17 protein-coding genes are annotated in these 16,906 nt (G+C 43.4%); 6 read left to right on the top strand and 11 right to left on the bottom strand.

Annotated elements, in window-relative coordinates:
• Window positions 1-3: 3 nt before the first annotated feature.
• Window positions 4-657 carry a TetR family transcriptional regulator C-terminal domain-containing protein gene (locus tag ABWY16_RS11480; RefSeq protein WP_353904786.1) on the bottom strand — a complete coding sequence of 218 codons (654 nt, stop codon included), beginning with the start codon at window positions 655-657 and terminating at the stop codon, window positions 4-6.
• Window positions 658-861: 204 nt separating this feature from the next.
• On the opposite strand from ABWY16_RS11480, the gene ABWY16_RS11475 reads away from it, so the two are divergent.
• From ABWY16_RS11475 to ABWY16_RS11465, 3 genes are all read left to right on the top strand, one after another.
• Window positions 862-1,155, top strand: a complete 294-nt coding sequence (locus ABWY16_RS11475) for a hypothetical protein (protein ID WP_353904785.1) — start codon at window positions 862-864, stop codon at window positions 1,153-1,155.
• 155 nt (window positions 1,156-1,310) lie between these two features.
• Window positions 1,311-3,632, top strand: a complete 2,322-nt coding sequence (locus ABWY16_RS11470; protein WP_353904784.1) for a TonB-dependent receptor — start codon at window positions 1,311-1,313, stop codon at window positions 3,630-3,632.
• A gap of 122 nt (window positions 3,633-3,754) precedes the next feature.
• Window positions 3,755-4,744: an alpha/beta fold hydrolase gene (locus ABWY16_RS11465; RefSeq protein ID WP_353904783.1), complete on the top strand. Its 990-nt coding sequence runs from the start codon at window positions 3,755-3,757 to the stop codon at window positions 4,742-4,744.
• On the opposite strand, the gene ABWY16_RS11460 is transcribed toward ABWY16_RS11465, so the two are convergent.
• Window positions 4,719-5,516 (bottom strand): M90 family metallopeptidase, encoded by a 798-nt coding sequence (locus ABWY16_RS11460; RefSeq protein WP_353904782.1) that lies wholly within the window; start codon window positions 5,514-5,516, stop codon window positions 4,719-4,721. The two genes, ABWY16_RS11465 and ABWY16_RS11460, sit on opposite strands and share 26 nt — an antisense overlap.
• Complete coding sequence (locus ABWY16_RS11455; protein WP_353904781.1) at window positions 5,516-6,532, bottom strand: Gfo/Idh/MocA family oxidoreductase; 1,017 nt, start codon at window positions 6,530-6,532, stop codon at window positions 5,516-5,518. Before ABWY16_RS11455 ends, ABWY16_RS11460 begins: the two co-directional genes overlap by 1 nt.
• Before the next feature lie 94 nt (window positions 6,533-6,626).
• Here ABWY16_RS11455 and ABWY16_RS11450 point away from each other — a divergent pair, with 94 nt between their 5' ends.
• Entirely contained in the window at window positions 6,627-6,971 is a 345-nt protein-coding gene (locus ABWY16_RS11450) for a hypothetical protein (RefSeq protein ID WP_353904780.1), read from the top strand.
• Window positions 6,972-7,049: 78 nt separating this feature from the next.
• Here the strand turns inward: ABWY16_RS11450 and ABWY16_RS11445 are convergent, their stop codons facing one another.
• From ABWY16_RS11445 to ABWY16_RS11420, 6 genes are all read right to left on the bottom strand, one after another.
• A complete protein-coding gene (locus ABWY16_RS11445) occupies window positions 7,050-7,730 on the bottom strand; it encodes a YiaD family glycine zipper/OmpA-like lipoprotein (protein ID WP_353904779.1) in 681 nt (226 codons plus the stop codon).
• 151 nt (window positions 7,731-7,881) lie between these two features.
• Window positions 7,882-8,577, bottom strand: a complete 696-nt coding sequence (locus ABWY16_RS11440) for an ABC transporter ATP-binding protein (protein ID WP_353904778.1) — start codon at window positions 8,575-8,577, stop codon at window positions 7,882-7,884.
• Window positions 8,574-10,049, bottom strand: coding sequence for a DUF5687 family protein (locus tag ABWY16_RS11435; protein WP_353904777.1), 1,476 nt, complete (start codon window positions 10,047-10,049; stop codon window positions 8,574-8,576). Before ABWY16_RS11435 ends, ABWY16_RS11440 begins: the two co-directional genes overlap by 4 nt.
• Window positions 10,050-10,051: 2 nt before the next feature.
• On the bottom strand, window positions 10,052-11,332 hold the full coding sequence (locus tag ABWY16_RS11430) for a replication-associated recombination protein A (RefSeq protein ID WP_353904776.1): 1,281 nt from the start codon (window positions 11,330-11,332) through the stop codon (window positions 10,052-10,054).
• A 51-nt stretch (window positions 11,333-11,383) separates the two neighbouring features.
• The gene (locus ABWY16_RS11425; RefSeq protein ID WP_353904775.1) at window positions 11,384-12,631 is read right to left on the bottom strand and encodes a DEAD/DEAH box helicase; all 1,248 of its coding nucleotides are present in this window, start codon (window positions 12,629-12,631) and stop codon (window positions 11,384-11,386) included.
• A gap of 111 nt (window positions 12,632-12,742) precedes the next feature.
• Entirely contained in the window at window positions 12,743-13,531 is a 789-nt protein-coding gene (locus ABWY16_RS11420; RefSeq protein WP_353904774.1) for a DUF4197 domain-containing protein, read from the bottom strand.
• A gap of 123 nt (window positions 13,532-13,654) precedes the next feature.
• Between ABWY16_RS11420 and ABWY16_RS11415 the strand changes: the two genes are divergently transcribed.
• Complete coding sequence (locus ABWY16_RS11415; protein WP_353904773.1) at window positions 13,655-14,233, top strand: RNA polymerase sigma factor; 579 nt, start codon at window positions 13,655-13,657, stop codon at window positions 14,231-14,233.
• The gene (locus tag ABWY16_RS11410; protein WP_353904772.1) at window positions 14,226-15,134 is read left to right on the top strand and encodes an energy transducer TonB; all 909 of its coding nucleotides are present in this window, start codon (window positions 14,226-14,228) and stop codon (window positions 15,132-15,134) included. Before ABWY16_RS11415 ends, ABWY16_RS11410 begins: the two co-directional genes overlap by 8 nt.
• A gap of 91 nt (window positions 15,135-15,225) precedes the next feature.
• Here ABWY16_RS11410 and ABWY16_RS11405 read toward each other — a convergent pair whose 3' ends face one another.
• On the bottom strand, window positions 15,226-16,239 hold the full coding sequence (locus ABWY16_RS11405; RefSeq protein ID WP_353904771.1) for an inorganic phosphate transporter: 1,014 nt from the start codon (window positions 16,237-16,239) through the stop codon (window positions 15,226-15,228).
• A gap of 11 nt (window positions 16,240-16,250) precedes the next feature.
• A complete protein-coding gene (locus ABWY16_RS11400; RefSeq protein ID WP_090555533.1) occupies window positions 16,251-16,892 on the bottom strand; it encodes a DUF47 domain-containing protein in 642 nt (213 codons plus the stop codon).
• Between the last annotated feature and the right edge of the window lie 14 nt (window positions 16,893-16,906).

Below are 16,906 nucleotides of genomic sequence, written 5' to 3'. Positions count from 1 at the left end.
ATCTTATTTCCTCATTTTTTCTGTAAACCGGCTGTTTCTTGACAGGAACTTTCCGTAATCAAAAAGATTATCGAGTGCTGAGCGCTGGAACAGATCAAAGGTTACATTGATACCTTTTTCAATTGCTTCGTCGGTTTTTTCAAATCCTGTACTGTCATCATTTACCCAGAAATTTATAATAAATGCAAACTGTATCCAGAGGGCATCCTTATATCTTTTTGTCAGGAACTTGCGGTCGGCAAGTTCTCCGCTTTCCACTCCCTCACTGATCAGTTCTTCGGCGAAATTCTCAAATATGGGTTTTACGCCGGACAGTACAGTCGGTGTAGAAAATTTGGCTCCAGGTTGTTTCAGGCTGTATACAATAAAGCTACGTTGCTTTTTCAGCACTTCCACATAACTATAGAAAAATGAAAGCATTCTGTCTCTTGATGAATACTGCGTCCATACTTCCTGTTGCCTGATAGTGTCAATTGTATCTATAGTCAGGTCTGCCCAGATCATTTTTTCAATACCTTCAAAAGAGGCATAAAACTGGTAAAATTCGGATTCAGTGATCTTCAATTTTTTCACGAAACTATAAACAGATTTGGGCTGCTCGTCATGCGTTAGTACATAATCGATATAGCCTGTTTTTATTTGTTGTGCCGTTGCCATGTGATTTGTGTTTTACTAAAGAAATACTGCAATATGGAGTACAGTTACTATGCCATAAGTACCTGCATATACGTGATTTATTCTTTTTATGGTTTTATAAAAGCTTTGTTACTTTATAATTACACGAATGAACCATATTTGTTTACTTTTACAGTTCAATTGAAAAAGAAACGCTTACATATTCAACGGACCTTTGCGGTTTTAATGCTCTGGGTATTTGCCATTGCACTAACTCCATGGAGTTCACTTCATCATCATGAAGAGGAGCAGAATGACTGCGCCAAATATGGTAAGATGTGTATGCACAAGACGCATATCGGCAATGAATCCCATAATTGTCTGATCTGCTCCGCACACTTTGAAAAAGATTATCTAAAAAGTACCCATTCCTTTGAGCTGAAGTCCCGCAGTGTTGTTTTGATCAAATCCTATGTTTTGATTAAAGCCGGTTATACTGCATTAATAGGCACTTCTCTGCGTGGTCCTCCTTCAGCCTGATCTCATTCCGAAATTTTATGTACCTGTTTTAATCATACACAGGTATCTGCTGAAATATATTTGGTTTTCAGCAAATTACACACAAATGAAATCATGTGCTAATAGGATTTTGCAGTAGCTTCAGCGCTGCATCCCTTGGCGAAAATTATACTTTTATGAATAAGATACTTCTATTTTTAGGCGTACTACTTTCCGTTTTTACCTTCAATGTTACATCCGCTGCCGCACAGACAGAGTTCAGGGGCAGAATTACTGACATTCAGACAAAATCACCACTTCCGGGTGCCACTATTTCAATCCCCGACCTGCGTAGTTCTGCTGTGACTAATCAAAACGGAGAATTTGTCATCAAAAATATACCTGCGCGCGGACGTTTCCTTGTGCAGGTTAGCTATATCGGTTACAGAAGCATTACCCAGTCTGTCGACCTGGCCAGTGCCGGCGCGCTTAATTTTGCCTTACAGGCCAGCGTAATTGAAGGCAGAGAAGTCGTGATCACCGGGTCTGCCTCAAGTTCAGATAACCGCAAGAACAGTACTTCTGTTTCTGCGGTAAGCAAAGCTGATCTTTTATACCATCCTTCAACTAACCTGATCGATGCGATCTCCCGGGTACCGGGGGTTGCCCAGGTAACTACAGGGCCGGGGATATCCAAACCGGTAATCCGCGGATTGAGCTATAACCGCGTGGTTACAGTAAGTGATGGTGTAAAACAGCAAGGACAGCAATGGGGAGATGAGCATGGTATTGAAATCGACCAGTACAGTGCTGATCATGTAGAGGTGCTGAAGGGCCCTGCAAGTTTGATGTACGGTTCTGATGCATTGGGCGGTGTAATCAATATCCTGGACGGACTGCCTGCACCGGATGGCACATTGAGAGGAGAATTCCTTACAAATTATGCAAGCAATAACGGACTTACCGGAAGTTCACTGATGCTGCAGGGTAATGAGAACGGGTTCATCTATAAGCTGCGCGGGTCGTACAAGAATGCGTACTCCTACAAAACACCAACTGAATTTGTCCCAAACTCAGGATTCAATGAAACAAACTTTGAAGGACAGATCGGCCTGAACAAAAAATGGGGATATGCGCATCTGGACGCTTCCAGTTTCCGTACCAATATCGGGTTCTACGAGCCTGTAAGAAATGATGCAGGTCAGCTGGTAGATGATGACGGTAATACTTTTTCTGATGCACAAAATAAAGACAGGACTTTAGCATACCCAAAGCAGGATGTACGCCACTATAAGATCGCACTGAACAGTAATATCCTTTTGGGCGATGGAAGTCTGAAAGCAACGCTTGGTTATCAGCATAACCTTCGCAGGGAACTGGAAGGTGCGGGAGAGGACGGACTGGCTTTATTCCTTAACAGTTATACCTACAGCTATGACCTTAAATATTCTTTCAAAGAAGTTAATGGATGGGCTCCTGTACTGGGTGCTTCGGGCGAGTTCATGCACAGTATAAATACTACAGGTGCTGAACAGCTGATTCCTGACTATGACTCACAAGGTGTGGGCGGTTTTGCCTATGTCAAAAAAACATGGGATAATGATACCTTTAATGCAGGGGTACGTTTCGACTATAGAAAAATGACCGGTAAGGCATTTGACGGCGATTCACAGTTCAGTGCTTTTTCCAACAAGTTCTCGCATGTAACCGGTGCTTTAGGTTATACCCACGAGTTTAATGAAGCCCTGAGTTTTAAAGCCAATGCCGGAAGTGCCTTCAGGGCACCCAATATTGCAGAGTTGTCTGCCAATGGTGTGCATGAAGGTGCATTCCGCTACGAGGTAGGTAATCCGGACCTTAAACCAGAACAAAGTTACCAGGCTGATGCCTCTTTTGAGTATCAGAACCAGTATGTGAGCACAAGCCTGGGTGCTTTTGCCAACATCATCAATAACTATATTTATTACAGTACCAATGGACAGAATATAGATGTTGACGGCAGAGATTACCCTGTGTACAACTTCGTTCAGGACGATGCCTTTCTCCGTGGTGTAGAGGCTACCTTTACACTGCACCCGGTTAGTCTGATCCATTTTGAAAATAGTTTCTCGTATACAAGGGCTACTAACAGGACTACAAAAGAATCGCTTCCATTTACTCCTGCAGCTGCCTTGCGTAATGAACTGCGTTTCGAACCAAAGATTGCCGGTACGTCACATTCCTATATCTCTGTAGGCATTGACAACTTCTGGAGACAAAGCAAGATCGATAGTTTTGAGCAGCCTACGGCCGGATATACCTTATTAAATGCCGCTATTGGAACTACATTGAAACTGAGTAAAAACCAGGTGGTAACAGTTTACGCAGCCGGTAAAAATCTGTTGAATAAAGCTTACTATGATCATTTAAGCAGATTTAAACCAGGCAGACTGAGTGACGAAGATCCTACACTCGGTATCTATAATATGGGCCGCAACATCACTTTTGGTGTAAATATTCCCTTTACACTTAAAAAATAAGAAGATTTAACCAAAGGTCCCATTTCCTGTTATCCTGCAGGGAACGGGGCCTTTGCTGTATAATCATTAACATTAGAACTTTCAGCCTGTCTTAACTGTTTCATAAAGGAAAACGAAAAACTATGTTCAGAAGACTTCTTGCCTCATCCTTTCTCTTAATTTGCCTTTCCATTTCTGCGTTTGCCCAGAAGACAGATACACTTTCCATCACATTAGAAAATATAAAGTATCCTTACCCCGTAAAATTCTTCCCCATCCATACAGAAGGGCAGGACATCCGTATGGCTTATATGGATATTGTACCTGCTCAGAACGCCAACGGAAGAACAGTGGTACTTTTCCATGGTAAGAATTTCGGCGGTTATTACTGGGCAAATGTGATCAGGGCCTTGACAGCTAAAGGATTCAGGGTAGTGGTTCCTGATCAGATCGGTTTTGGTAAATCATCCAAAGCATTTATCCATTACAGCTTTCACCAGCTGTCCCGCTGGAATAAAGCATTGTTGGATACCCTGGGTATTCAGAAAGCAAATATCCTTGGCCATTCCATGGGGGGTATGCTGGCTACCAGGTTCGCCCTGATGTACCCCCAGACTATAGAGAAGCTATTGCTGGAAGATCCTATCGGATTGGAAGATTACCGCCAGTTTGTACCTTATACCACTACAGAACAGCAATACAAAACAGAACTTAAAGCCACGGCTGAAAGCATCAAAAAATATTATCAGACTTCCTATTTTACTGCATGGAAGCCTGAGTATGATGAACTGGTAAAGATAGGCGCGGGAGTTACCGGCAGTGCCGATTTTCCGAGATATGCGAAAGTGGCGGCCATGACTTTTACCATGATCTATGAACAGCCTGTGCTGTATGAATTCCCGAACATTATCGTTCCCACAACGCTATTTATAGGCAGGGAGGATAAAACCATTGTTGGAAAAGGATTGCTAAGCCCCGAAATGCAGGCTGCTCACGGCCAGTACAAATTGCTGGGCAAGCAAACAGCTGCCCGCATACCCAAAGCCAAACTCATAGAATTTGAGGGATGCGGCCACATCCCTCATATGGAGGTTACCAAGGAGTTTATCACTGCCTTATTGGCTGCTCTTTAGCGGGATCCTGTAAAAAAGTACCAGCAAGCATCCGGTAAAGTTCCGGATGTTTGTCTTTAAAGTGTTCTGGTTTTTCAAAGAAATATTCAGAGACCACCGCGAAGAACTCTGCTTCATTTGTTATGGCATAAGGATTAATGTCTGACTTGCCCTGTTCAATCTTACCAATCTCCTGATGGATCATCTTTACCCAGGGAATAATGTACTGATGAGGCATCAGGTTTTCCGGAATACCATCCGTAGCACCGTCTGATTTATCCAGCAGGTGCACAAACTCATGTATTGCCGTATTCTCTTTTCCTGCTGCGGCAGAAAAGCCCTGCAGTAAAGCAGAGCGCGACAGGATCATCTGACCATTCATGTATCCTGTACCTACCATACCAAGGATACTGCGTTCCTCCCCGCCTTCAAACTGAAAATCTTTATTAAAGGTGTCTGGGTATAATAACACACTGCTGATATTCTGGTATTTCCAGTGCTCAAATCCAAAAACTGGAATAACTGCACTGGATGCAACCAACATGCGGTCGAGTACATCCGGCGTAATACCTACTCCTTCAATACGGACACCGCTTAAAAAGTCACCCACCAGCGCCTCGAACTTCAAACGCGCTTCAGGAGTCAGTCTGTGATAAAAGTTCACATGGTCTGAGAGGATTTTCTTCTCCTCTCCGGTCAGCCCGGCAGGGGAAATTTGCAAAGATCCTTTCTTTCTGAAGATAAAATAGAGCGCAACAATAAAGGCCGCAATTAAAATATAATACGGACCCATTACTGTGCCTGTAATATTTCCAGCTGTGCAAGTATCTGCTCCCTTTTTACCGGGAAAGGTTTATCATTAACTACCGATTGGTACACGTCTTCAAAAAGCGACAGGTAAGTAGCACTTTCAGAAGGTACCAGTTCCTGTGTCCTCTCGCCATTTTTATCAATAAGTGTTAACCTGCCTTCTTTACCTCTGGCTTCTACACCAAAACCTGCGTCATTAGGTTTGATCCCACGGAGCAATTGTTCTTCCTGGATGTCCGCACGTTCCTTGATAAAACTTCCGTTCTCGCCATGCAGTACAAATGAAGGCTGCACATCCACTACCAGCATGCTGGCATGAACAAAAACATTCAGGCTGTTGGGGTAGCTCAGGTGGATAGAAAAATAGTCGTCTACTTTAGTGCCCGGCCTGTTTTTTCCAAGTATCTTATGAAAAGCCTCCGGTTTTCCGAACAGGCTGATCACCTGGTCCAGCAAATGAGGGCCAAGGTCATACTGCAGGCCGGTAGCTGGTACCAGCTCTTCTTTAAAGCTTTTCACACCGATGCCCGCTTTATAGCGGTCGTACCTGAAGTTGACTTCAGATAGCTTGCCCAGCTTTCCGCTTTCAACAATTTGTTTGACAGCGTTGAAATCACTGTCCCATCTGCGGCTCTGGAAAACAAATACTTTTTTACCAAGTTTGTCTGCCAGTTCAAAGATCTCATTTGCTTCTTCCGTATTTGCTGCAAATGGTTTTTCTACAAGAATATGTTTACCTGCCTGTAATGCCTTTTTAGCATTTTCATAATGCAGGAAGTTTGGTGTATTGATAACGATCAGGTCGATATTTTCATCAGCTATCAACTCATCCGTAGTGTCATAACTGACTATACCAGGGAAGTCTTTCTCTGCGTTTTTTTGATGACGTTCAGTAACTGCATAAAGTTTAAAACCCGGGTGTGCATTGATAAAAGGACCCTGAAATAATTTGCCGGACATGCCGTAGGCAAGCAGCCCTGTTGATAGGATTGTACTCATTCGTTTCTGTTTTTATGGGTTAAAAGTAACAAATCTCAAAACTTATGTATGAATTATAATGTCATAAACCTTTCTTTTGTTTCTATCTTTGTATATGAAGCCAGCAGAAATAAATGCAAAATGGAAGGTTCTGCAGCAAAAGATTGCTCAGGAATTCGACTCAGATATACCAGATCTGAAGGTAATGTTATTTTTAATAGGTGTTCAGGAATTAGGCAAGGGGCCGGGCAAATACAGCAAGCGTCAGAAAGAAGAACTTATGCATATTGCAACCTGCCGCTTGTTAAGCGAGATGGGCTTTTACGAACTGGAAGGGTTAGATCAGGACGGATGGCCGCACTGGAAGCTTTTAAAACCCGTTCCTTCCTTCGCAATGATGGAGCAGGAACTGCTTTTAAAGTCGCTCACAATCACTTATTTCGAAGACATCTATCAATAGAACGATACTATCGTTCAATAAAAAAACCCGGAAGACATCGTCCTCCGGGTTTTTTTATTTCATAGTTAGATATACAGCTTAGTTTGCCTGTGCAGCAGCTTCTTTTTTCAATTGATCATTTGCAGTGATCACTACTTCAACCCTGCGGTTGGCAGCTCTTCCTGCTTCAGTAGTATTGTCTGCAATTGGTTCAGAAAAACCTTTACCCAGCGTACTTAAACGTGACGCAGGTACACCCTGAGCAACAGCGTAAGCTTTTACAGCAGCAGCTCTTTTTTCAGATAAGCTCAGGTTATAAGATTCAGTTCCTTTGTTGTCCGTATGGCCAATTACCCTGATTTCTGTGTTTGGATACTCGTTGATAGAGTTTGCCAGCGACTTCACATTGTCTTTAGCCTGTGCCTTTAAGTTTGCACTGTCAAAATCAAATAGGATACCGCTGTCAAATTTCACAATAATCCCTTCACCCTCACGTACCACTTCTGCATTTGGAATTGTATTCTGAATTTCTGCAGCCTGTTTATCCATTCGTTTACCGATAAAACCACCGGCTGTACCGCCTACTGCTCCACCTATAATTGCTCCAACTGCAGTGTTACCTGCTTTTTTGCCAATAATAGCACCAAGCACACCACCTGCAGCAGCACCAATACCAGCACCTTTCTGAGTTTTTGTTAAACTGTCGCAGCCTTGAAATCCCATTGCAGCTATTGATAAAGCTATACTGAATGTAGCTATTTTAAATTTTGAAGTAGTCATATTCATAATTGATTTGTTAATATGTGCTCTAAAACAAAGGTGATGCCAAGTTAAAGTTTTGTGGGTTTTAGTATATAAACACAAGGATATTACATTTCAGTTCCTGCATAATTGGCATGCCTGCATTTGCGGGCGACTACAATTCTGTACATTATTGTGAAAAATAGGCTTCCAGTTCCTCCAGTGTATTCTCCGTGGTATAAATATCTTTGATCACCTTCCCCTTTTCAAAAAGGATGATTCTGTCGCACACATCGGTTACATGGTTCAGGTCATGACTGGAGATCAGTGTCGTTAGCTTACCGGATTTCAGCAACCTGAGATGCGCCTTGAGGCGTATTTGTGTTGTAGGATCAAGATTGGCAAAAGGTTCGTCCAGGACCAGCAATTCGGGCTGCTGCATCAGTGACGCAGTTATACCTATCTTATTTTGATTTCCCTTTGAAAAATCTCTGATGTACTTGCCCCTTTCGAGGATTTCACCATTAAAAAACTCTTCATAACCATGCAGATAATCCATTACTTCCCGGGGACCCATATGATGCAGACCGCCGATAAATATGAAATACTCTTCGGGAGTGAGGTAGTCGATCAGAAAGCCTTCGTCCAGATACGAAGCTGTATACTGCTTCCACTGATCAGCTGCAGCTACATTTTTACCCTTAGATAATATCTCTCCCGAATCAGGGCGTATAAGATCAAGCAGCATCCTGAACAAGGTGGTTTTACCCGCGCCGTTGTTACCTACCACACCCACCGTTTCGCCGGTGTTGATCGTTAGCTGTTCAATGTCAGTAACCGTGCGGCCGGCATATATTTTTTTGAGTTTGTTTATTTCTATGATCATGATCTTTCTCTGAAGCCTGCGGCGATTTTGTGTTTCCTCTTATTGAATTCTCTGACCAGGAAGCTGATCCAGAAGCTGCGGCTGAGCAGCCCTGCAATACCCAGAACTGTGATGCCTAACAGTCCCCAGTATGGGCCAATCAGTGAGAGGGGAAGGTAAATCAGGTAGGGTGATAAAAGGATCGGCAGCGCAAGCAGCATCGTTGAGGCACTTACACCTTCCCAGTTGAACTGTGCTCCCTTGCTGATGTCGATATGCTTGTAATTTCTTGTAGCAAAATACAACACAATGATGGTACTTACCCCAATATTGTACAGGTAAGCTGCAAGATGTATAATCAGGATTTTCCAGCTGAGATAGGCATAAAATGTGCTGAGGATGGTCAGCACTGATGCTGAAATTGTCAGAAGAATCAGCTTTGCCCCGAAAAAATCTTTGATCTGGACCCGGTTAGCCAGCATGCCATCAAATTCAGCCGCCTGCCAGCCAAACATAAACTGTCCGTAAATCATGATCGTATTGCCCGTCATAAAAACTGCGGGAAAAAGCATTTTTCCGAATTGATTGGAAGCTATCAGATCCCCTTTATAAAACAGGAAACCGTAAAACAGCAGGAGCAACGCCTTTGTCACCGTCGCTTTAGGTCGTCTGTTTCTCAAAATGAGTTTGATTTCCAGTGCCGCAAGTGTACCTGCTGCGCCGAACGAGTCCAGGAAAGGATAATCTGTGCTGGATTTCTTTTCCTGACCAGAACTAAGGTTCTCCAGATAGAGATTATTCCTGAGGTACCTGTCGTTGATCAGAAAGATGATAATCGCAAGTAAAGGAAAGACAAGGCCCGCAAACGGATGAGCCACAATAAAGCTGAAAAGCTGATCTGAGAATGCTGCTATGGAAAAGATCTTGAGGTATTCAAGTCCGCCAACAATTGCTAAAAGCAGAATGGCAGGGATGACAATCTTTATGTTTTCTGCCGATACCCTTTTGAAATACAGCGCAGCGTAATTGTTAAATATAACCAGAGAAAATATCGCAGTCAGATAGATGGCGCAGGTAAAATTCCCATATTCCGGGCCGATATTCCGGATGCAGAACGGAAAAAAAATAATGAGTGGAAAAATATTGATCACCGACATTAACGATCTGAACTGCAGAAAATTCACCAGCTTCCTCTTCGGGATATTCAGGTGCAGGTAAGGCGTGATAGCCAGGGTAGGCAATTCCTGTATCTGGAGGCGCAGGATGAAATCGATGGCAAAATAATAAAGGATCATGCCATTGAATACGGTGAATACATCCCGGCCAGGCAGGAACTTATCAATAAGGTCTTCCATTACAAAGCCTAACAGAAAGCATACTCCGATAAGATATAGTGCAAAAAAAACCAGAATCACTTGTGCTGCGATAGTTCCGCCTTTATTTCTCGATCTCCAGAAACCAATCCACTGGTGGTGTAAAAACTTAGAGAACATAATTAGTAATTATATTTGTCTTTCCAGTTTTGTCTGAGCTTTTCGCGCAATTTTTCCTCCGCCGGATTTTTACCCGGATCATACAGCTTAGTGCCGCTGATCAGATCCGGCAGATACTCCTGGGCAGCAAAATTTCCCTCGTAACCATGTGAATATTTATAATCCTTACCATAGCCGATGTTCTTCATCAGTTTGGTAGGTGCGTTTCTGATATGCAACGGTACAGGAAGATTTCCTGTTTGTTTAACCAGCTGCTGCGCCTGGTTGATCGCTTCGTATGAGGCATTGCTCTTTGCAGATGATGCCAGATAGGTCACTGCCTGTGCCAGGATAATCCTGGCTTCAGGATAACCGATTACATTTACAGCCTGGAAACAATTATTTGCCAGTAAGAGCGCATTGGGATTGGCATTGCCGATATCTTCGGAGGCAAGGATCAGTAAGCGGCGTGCAATAAAGAGCGGGTCTTCGCCACCTTCAATCATCCTGGCCAGCCAGTAAACAGCTGCATTGGGATCACTGCCCCTGATCGATTTGATAAAGGCAGAGATGATATCATAATGTTGTTCACCGGCTTTATCATACAGGGCAAGATTTTGCTGGGCATGTTCCAGTACATTTTCATTCGTAAGCACGATAGTCTTGCCGCCGATCCCGTTCACAGCGATTTCCAGTACGTTCAGTAGTTTCCTGGCATCACCGCCGGACAAACGGATCAGCGCTTCGTGGTCTTTTATGGTGATCTTCTTTTCTTTCAGCAGCACATCTTCTTGGATTGCCGTATGCAGCAGTCCCGATAGTTCCGCCTCATCCAGCGACTTTAGGATGTAAACCTGGCAGCGGGATAACAATGCGGATATAACTTCGAAAGAAGGATTTTCTGTAGTAGCTCCGATCAGCGTAACCAGTCCGCGTTCCACAGCTCCCAGCAGGCTGTCCTGCTGCGATTTGCTGAAGCGGTGGATCTCATCGATAAACAGGATAGGCAAACCCAGCAAGCTGTCCTTCAGGAGTGCAGCTTTGTCAATCACCTCACGGATATCCTTTACACCGGAGTTAATGGCACTTAAGTTAAAGAATGGGCGGTCTAAGGCCTGTGAAATGATAAAGGCCAAAGTAGTTTTACCAACTCCAGGCGGGCCCCAGAAGATCATAGAGGGCAGCTGGCCGCTTTGGATGGCTTTTCGCAAAACTGCGTCAGGCCCTACCAGGTGTTTCTGGCCAACATACTCATCCAGATTGTGCGGACGCATGCGTTCTGCTAATGGAGGTAGGTTTTGCATAACAGTAAAGATAAAAAAAACAGGAGCAATTTTCGTTACTCCTGTTCAATGTTATTCAGACTTGGGCGCGCTGCCTGCTGTCTTGGGTTTCTTTTTCCAGAACTTGCGCTGTGGCTTTCTCTGTTCCGGTTTGCGGTCGCCTGATGCGGGGCTTTCGCCTTCTGCAGGTGCTTCTCCCAGATGTTCCGGTAAAGGCATTCTGGTAATCATTTTGTCGATGAGCTTTTCGATGTTGGCAAACTTGCGTTTGTCTTTGTCGTTTACCAGAGTAATTGCTGTTCCTGTAGTTGCGGCCCTGGCAGTACGTCCGATCCTGTGGATATAATCTTCAGGGTCATGAGGTACGTCGAAGTTGATCACCAGGGAGATACCTTCTACGTCGATACCCCTTGACAATACATCTGTTCCGATCAGCACAGGTACACGTTTATTTTTAAATTCAGATAAGATCGCTTCGCGTTCTTTCTGATCCAGGTCAGAGTGAAAAGCCTCGGCCTTAAAGCCCAGTCCGCGGAAAACCTTTCCAAGATTCTTCACTTTTTCCTTGGTAGAAGCAAATATCAGGATACTCGGGTATTCCACATTTTTCATCAGCTCTGTGAGCAGTTTTACTTTTTGGGCATCATGCACCAGATAAGCCTGCTGGTTTATACCGGCTGCCGGTTTCGAAATCGCAATGCTGATCTGTTCAGGCTCATGCAGCAGTGTGCTGGCCAGCTTCCTGATTTTTGGTGGCATCGTTGCCGAGAACAGTACCGTCTGGCGTTTCTCCGGAAGGAAACTTACGATGCGCATAATGTCATCGTAAAAGCCCATGTCCAGCATTCTGTCGGCCTCGTCCAGCACCAGGTGCTGCAGTTGGTCAAGTTTCAGCAACCCTGAAGAAAGATGGGAGATCAGCCTGCCTGGTGTAGCAATAATGATATCCACACCTTCGCGCATGCTGCGTTTCTGCTGTTCGTATGCGATGCCGTCTCCGCCACCATATACAGTTAATGAACTGATATTGGTGAAATAGGATAAAGCTTCTACCTGTAAATCTATTTGCTGTGCAAGTTCGCGGGTAGGGGCGAGGATCAGTGTATTATTATGGCGGTTCTCAGTCTGGCTGATCATATTCATGACCGGCAGCAGGTAGGCCCCTGTTTTACCAGTACCTGTTTGAGCACACGCTATTAAGTCTTTTTTCGCAAGGATGAGTGGAATTGCTTCCTGTTGTATTGGAGTTGCATTTCTGAAACCCATCGCTAATAAACCCTCTAAAAGATCGGGGTTAAAATTAAAATCTTTAAAATCCAATATACTTGTATGTTATTCGTAATTGTTCTGTATAAAAGTAGCTTTTTTTTATGAGTAATGCTATTTTTTAAAAAGCATGCAGGCTACTGTACATTTTAGGCCGCTGTACGGCTATTTTAACTGATCGGCGTAGCCAAACACCTTCTGCAGTAATGTAGAAGAACGTGCTCCAATGTTGTTCCTGATCGTCAGTTCCTCCTGCGCTACCTGTATGAACATTCCATCGATAGCCTTTTGAGTGGCATAATCAGACAAATCTGTATTTACGCGTGTAACCATAGGCAGTTTATTGTACTGGCCTGTGGCAGTGCTCCAGTATCTTGTTGCACCGACCTTATCAAGGCTGGTAGCAATTACAGGTTTAAATTTTTCCATCAGCTGTGCTGTAGTAGCTTTCTTGAAATATTCGGTAGCAGAATTCTGATTTCCAAGCAGGATATTTGTAGCATCGGTTACAGTCATTTGTTTAATGGCCGAAACAAAAATAGGTTTAGCTTCTTTTGCGGCATCTTCTGCTGCGCGGTTTAAGCTAGTGATTACATTATCTGCCAGCGATCCCAGGCCCAGGCTCCGGAGGGTTTTTTCAACTTTCTGAGCTTCAGGTGGAAATAAGATCTTCACGGCGATATTGCCTAAGTATCCATCTTTAGCAGAGAGAAGGTCGGCTCCTCTTGATATACCTGCTTCCAAAGCTTCCTTGATCCCTGATCCAATTTCCAGAGCTGTAGGTTTGGCGGCAGTAGTTGAAGTTGTAGTCGTTGTTGTGGTAGTAGTTCCGGCCGCTTTCTTTGTAGTGGTTACTTTTTTGAGCAGCGTGCCTAATTTAGACTGGCCCTGTGCATGATAACTAAATAATATGATGGCAGAAAAAGCAATGGCCAGAGATTTTATTTGATTCATTCTTTAGATATAAGATAGTCAATATTAAGCAAATCTCTGGCCATTTGTACGAACTTTCAGAATTTCAGTAAAGGTGTCAGAAAATATTTTTATACTTGAAAAGAATTTTCCTCCATCTATACTTTGAAATTTATAAAGAATACAGCCGGAATTAAGGACCAGGATGATGCAGTGCTTCTAGCCCAGTACAAAAGTACGGGAAGCCTGGAGGTTCTTGGTGTGCTGTATAATCGGTACATGCACCTGGTTTATGGCGTGTGCCTGTCTTATTTTAAAGACGAGGAAGCCAGTAAGGATGCAGTAATGCAGATCTTTGAGGAACTGGTAATGAAGCTGCGGCTGCATGAAGTACAGAATTTTAAAAGCTGGCTGCATGTGCTGACGAGGAACCATTGTTTGATGGCATTGCGGAAGATGGCCAAACACGATACCGTATCTATTGATGATGTATTTGTGGAAAATGCCGATTTTGTGCATCTTGATATCGAAGATGCCAAAGAAAGGCAGCTGACCATCATGGAGAAATGTTTGCAGACGCTTCCCGAAGAACAGAAGATCAGTGTAGACCTGTTTTACCTGCAGGAGAAATGTTATAAGGAAGTTGCCGAGATTACAGGTTATGAAATGCTCAAAGTAAAAAGCTATATTCAGAACGGAAAGCGGAACTTAAAAATTTGTATAGAGAAAAACAGCAGTGAATAACAATTGGTTAGATATAGAATTACTGGAAGATTACCTGGATGGTAAGCTTGACAGCAAAGCTATGCACCGGATTGAGAAGCAGGCGCTCGAAGATCCTTTTGTAGCGCAGGCCCTTGCCGGATTGAGCGAATCGCCTAAACGTGCTTCTCAAAATGTGTCCCTGCTGCAGAAACAGCTGTATGAGCGTATTGGCCAGCAACTGGTAACTAAAAAAGAAAGTGTATACACCTGGCAGCGCCTTAGCATTGCTGCCGCTGCTGCAGTGATGTTTATCTCAGTAAGCATCATTTTCTTTATGCGTGAGCAGGAACGCCGTACAGAGCTTACAAAAATTAAAAATCAGCCCAAAAATATAGAGGTAAATATAGCGCCGTCGCCTGCTGCAGTAGATTCTGCTAACAACGAAAGTTATGCTGCGAATGCGCCTTCAGGTAATTCTGCTTTGACAGATGCTTCAATTACAGCTGCTCAAAGAGATCCTGGTGTTGGGCAGATCAGTCCCAGAAGGAAAATGGAGAACCAGCCGATACAGGAAGGTGCGGCATTGTCAGCAGACATCGCGTCGGTCAAACAGGATACTGCAACTGCTGAAGCAGCAGCCAGTAAAGTAAATGCCAGGATAACATCAGTTATGCCTGTAGCGTCTGCTCCGATCGGGGGCTGGGCCAGCCTTGATAGTTATATCACTGACCATAATAAGTTAAGTAAAGACGGCAGCGCCGGTAAATTTGTGGAACTCAGTTTCCTGATTGATGCTGAAGGCAATCCTTCAGATATTAAGGTAGAGAAAGCTGTTGCAAAGGAATTTGATGAGGAAGCCATCCGGCTGATCAAAGAAGGCCCTAAATGGGAGCAGCCAAATACTGCTGGCGCCAGGATCAGTTATACTGTTGCTTTTTAAATTAACAACAGAAAACACTGAAATCAAACTGCAAAAAAATGCCGGAAATTAATTTCCGGCATCCATATTATAACTTGATTTAGTAAATATTCTATGTAAAGAACAAGTGTATGATACTGAAAATAACAGCGGCAAGCGTAGCGGAAACCGGTATCGTCAATACCCATGCCCATAAAAGATTGACTGTAACACCCCATCTCACTGCAGAAACCCTTTTCAGTAATCCAACACCTACAATAGATCCTGTAATCGTATGAGTAGTAGAAACAGGAATACCAAAATGTTCGGTTAATCCCAGAGTCACCGCACCGGCAGTCTCTGCCGCTACACCTTCAAAAGCATTCACTTTAGTAATCTTGGAACCCATTGTTTTAACGATCTTCCATCCACCACTCATGGTACCCAGCGAAATCGCTGCATAACATGAAATAGGAATCCATTCTGGCATCGCATCACCTGTTTTAAGGACATTTGAAGCAACCATGGCTACATAGATGATTCCCATTACTTTCTGAGCATCATTTCCACCATGCGTAAAGCTTAATGCTGCAGATGATACCAGCTGTAATTTTTTAAACCACCATTCCGCAACCGATGGACGGGCATTTTTAGCGAGATGCAGCAGGATGATAGAAATGATCACTGAAATAAACATACCAATTACCGGAGCAAGCACAATGAATGCAACGACTTTTAGGATTGGCGCGAAGTTTATCGCTGCCATGGCACTTGCGCCCACTGAAGCAGCCTTAGCCATACCTGCGCCAGCGAAGCCGCCCAGCAGTGTATGTGAGGAACTTGAAGGAATACCATACCACCAGGTAAAGAGGTTCCATAAGATAGCGGCTACAAGCCCCGCAAGGATTACCTCCAAGGTGATATATTCTTCCAGTACCGTTTTAGCGATCGTGTTGGCAACCTTATGGTCAGTAAAATAGAAATAAGCAGCAAAATTAAATAAGGCTGCCCATAGTACCGCCTGAAATGGCGTGAGAACTTTTGTAGATACGACGGTGGCGATAGAGTTGGCCGCATCATGAAAACCATTGATATAGTCAAAACCAATAGCCAGTATTATTACAACAACCAATAAGGTAGTTACCATTTTTATGATTTTTAAGCGTTCTTAACCAGGATAGATTCCAACACATTTGCGGCGTCTTCACATTTATCTGTTGCCATTTCAAGTGTTTGCAGAACTTCTTTTTGCTTAATCAGTTCAATCGCATTGGTTTCAAATTCAAATAATCTTGCAATAGCCAGATTACATACGTAATCAGCCTGGTTTTCACCGCTATTGATTCGTACGCAGGCATCAGCGATGACACGGATATTTTTAAAGCTTCTCAGTTCCCTGATCGCTTTGTCTAAATCTGTACACATCTCTACCAGCAGTTCTGCCAGTTTGATCATTGCATCACCAATGTTCTTGATATTGTACAATTCAATATTTGTAGCTGAGGCATGAATATAATCTGCAATATCATCAACGGCACTTGCCAGCGCGTGAATATCTTCCCTGTCAAACGGAGTGATGAAGTTTTTGCTGAGTTCTAAAAATATAGAGTGGGTGATATCATCTCCAACGTGTTCTAAACGCTCAATTTCTTTGATATATTCCTTTCTCTTTTCCCAGTCTTTCGTGCTCAATGCAAGAAAAAGCGCCTCAGAGATTTTTAAAACGTTATTTCCGGCTTGTTCAAAAAGGGGTTGGAACTTTTTGTCTTTGGGTGTAAAGAACTTAAAGATGTTATTCATGTTGACTGTAAAAT

The sequence above is a fragment of the Pedobacter sp. genome (assembly GCF_040513095.1).
GTDB lineage: Bacteria > Bacteroidota > Bacteroidia > Sphingobacteriales > Sphingobacteriaceae > Pedobacter.
The sequence above is the reverse complement of the archived record's forward strand: the minus strand, read 5'-3'. Positions and strand labels throughout refer to the sequence as shown.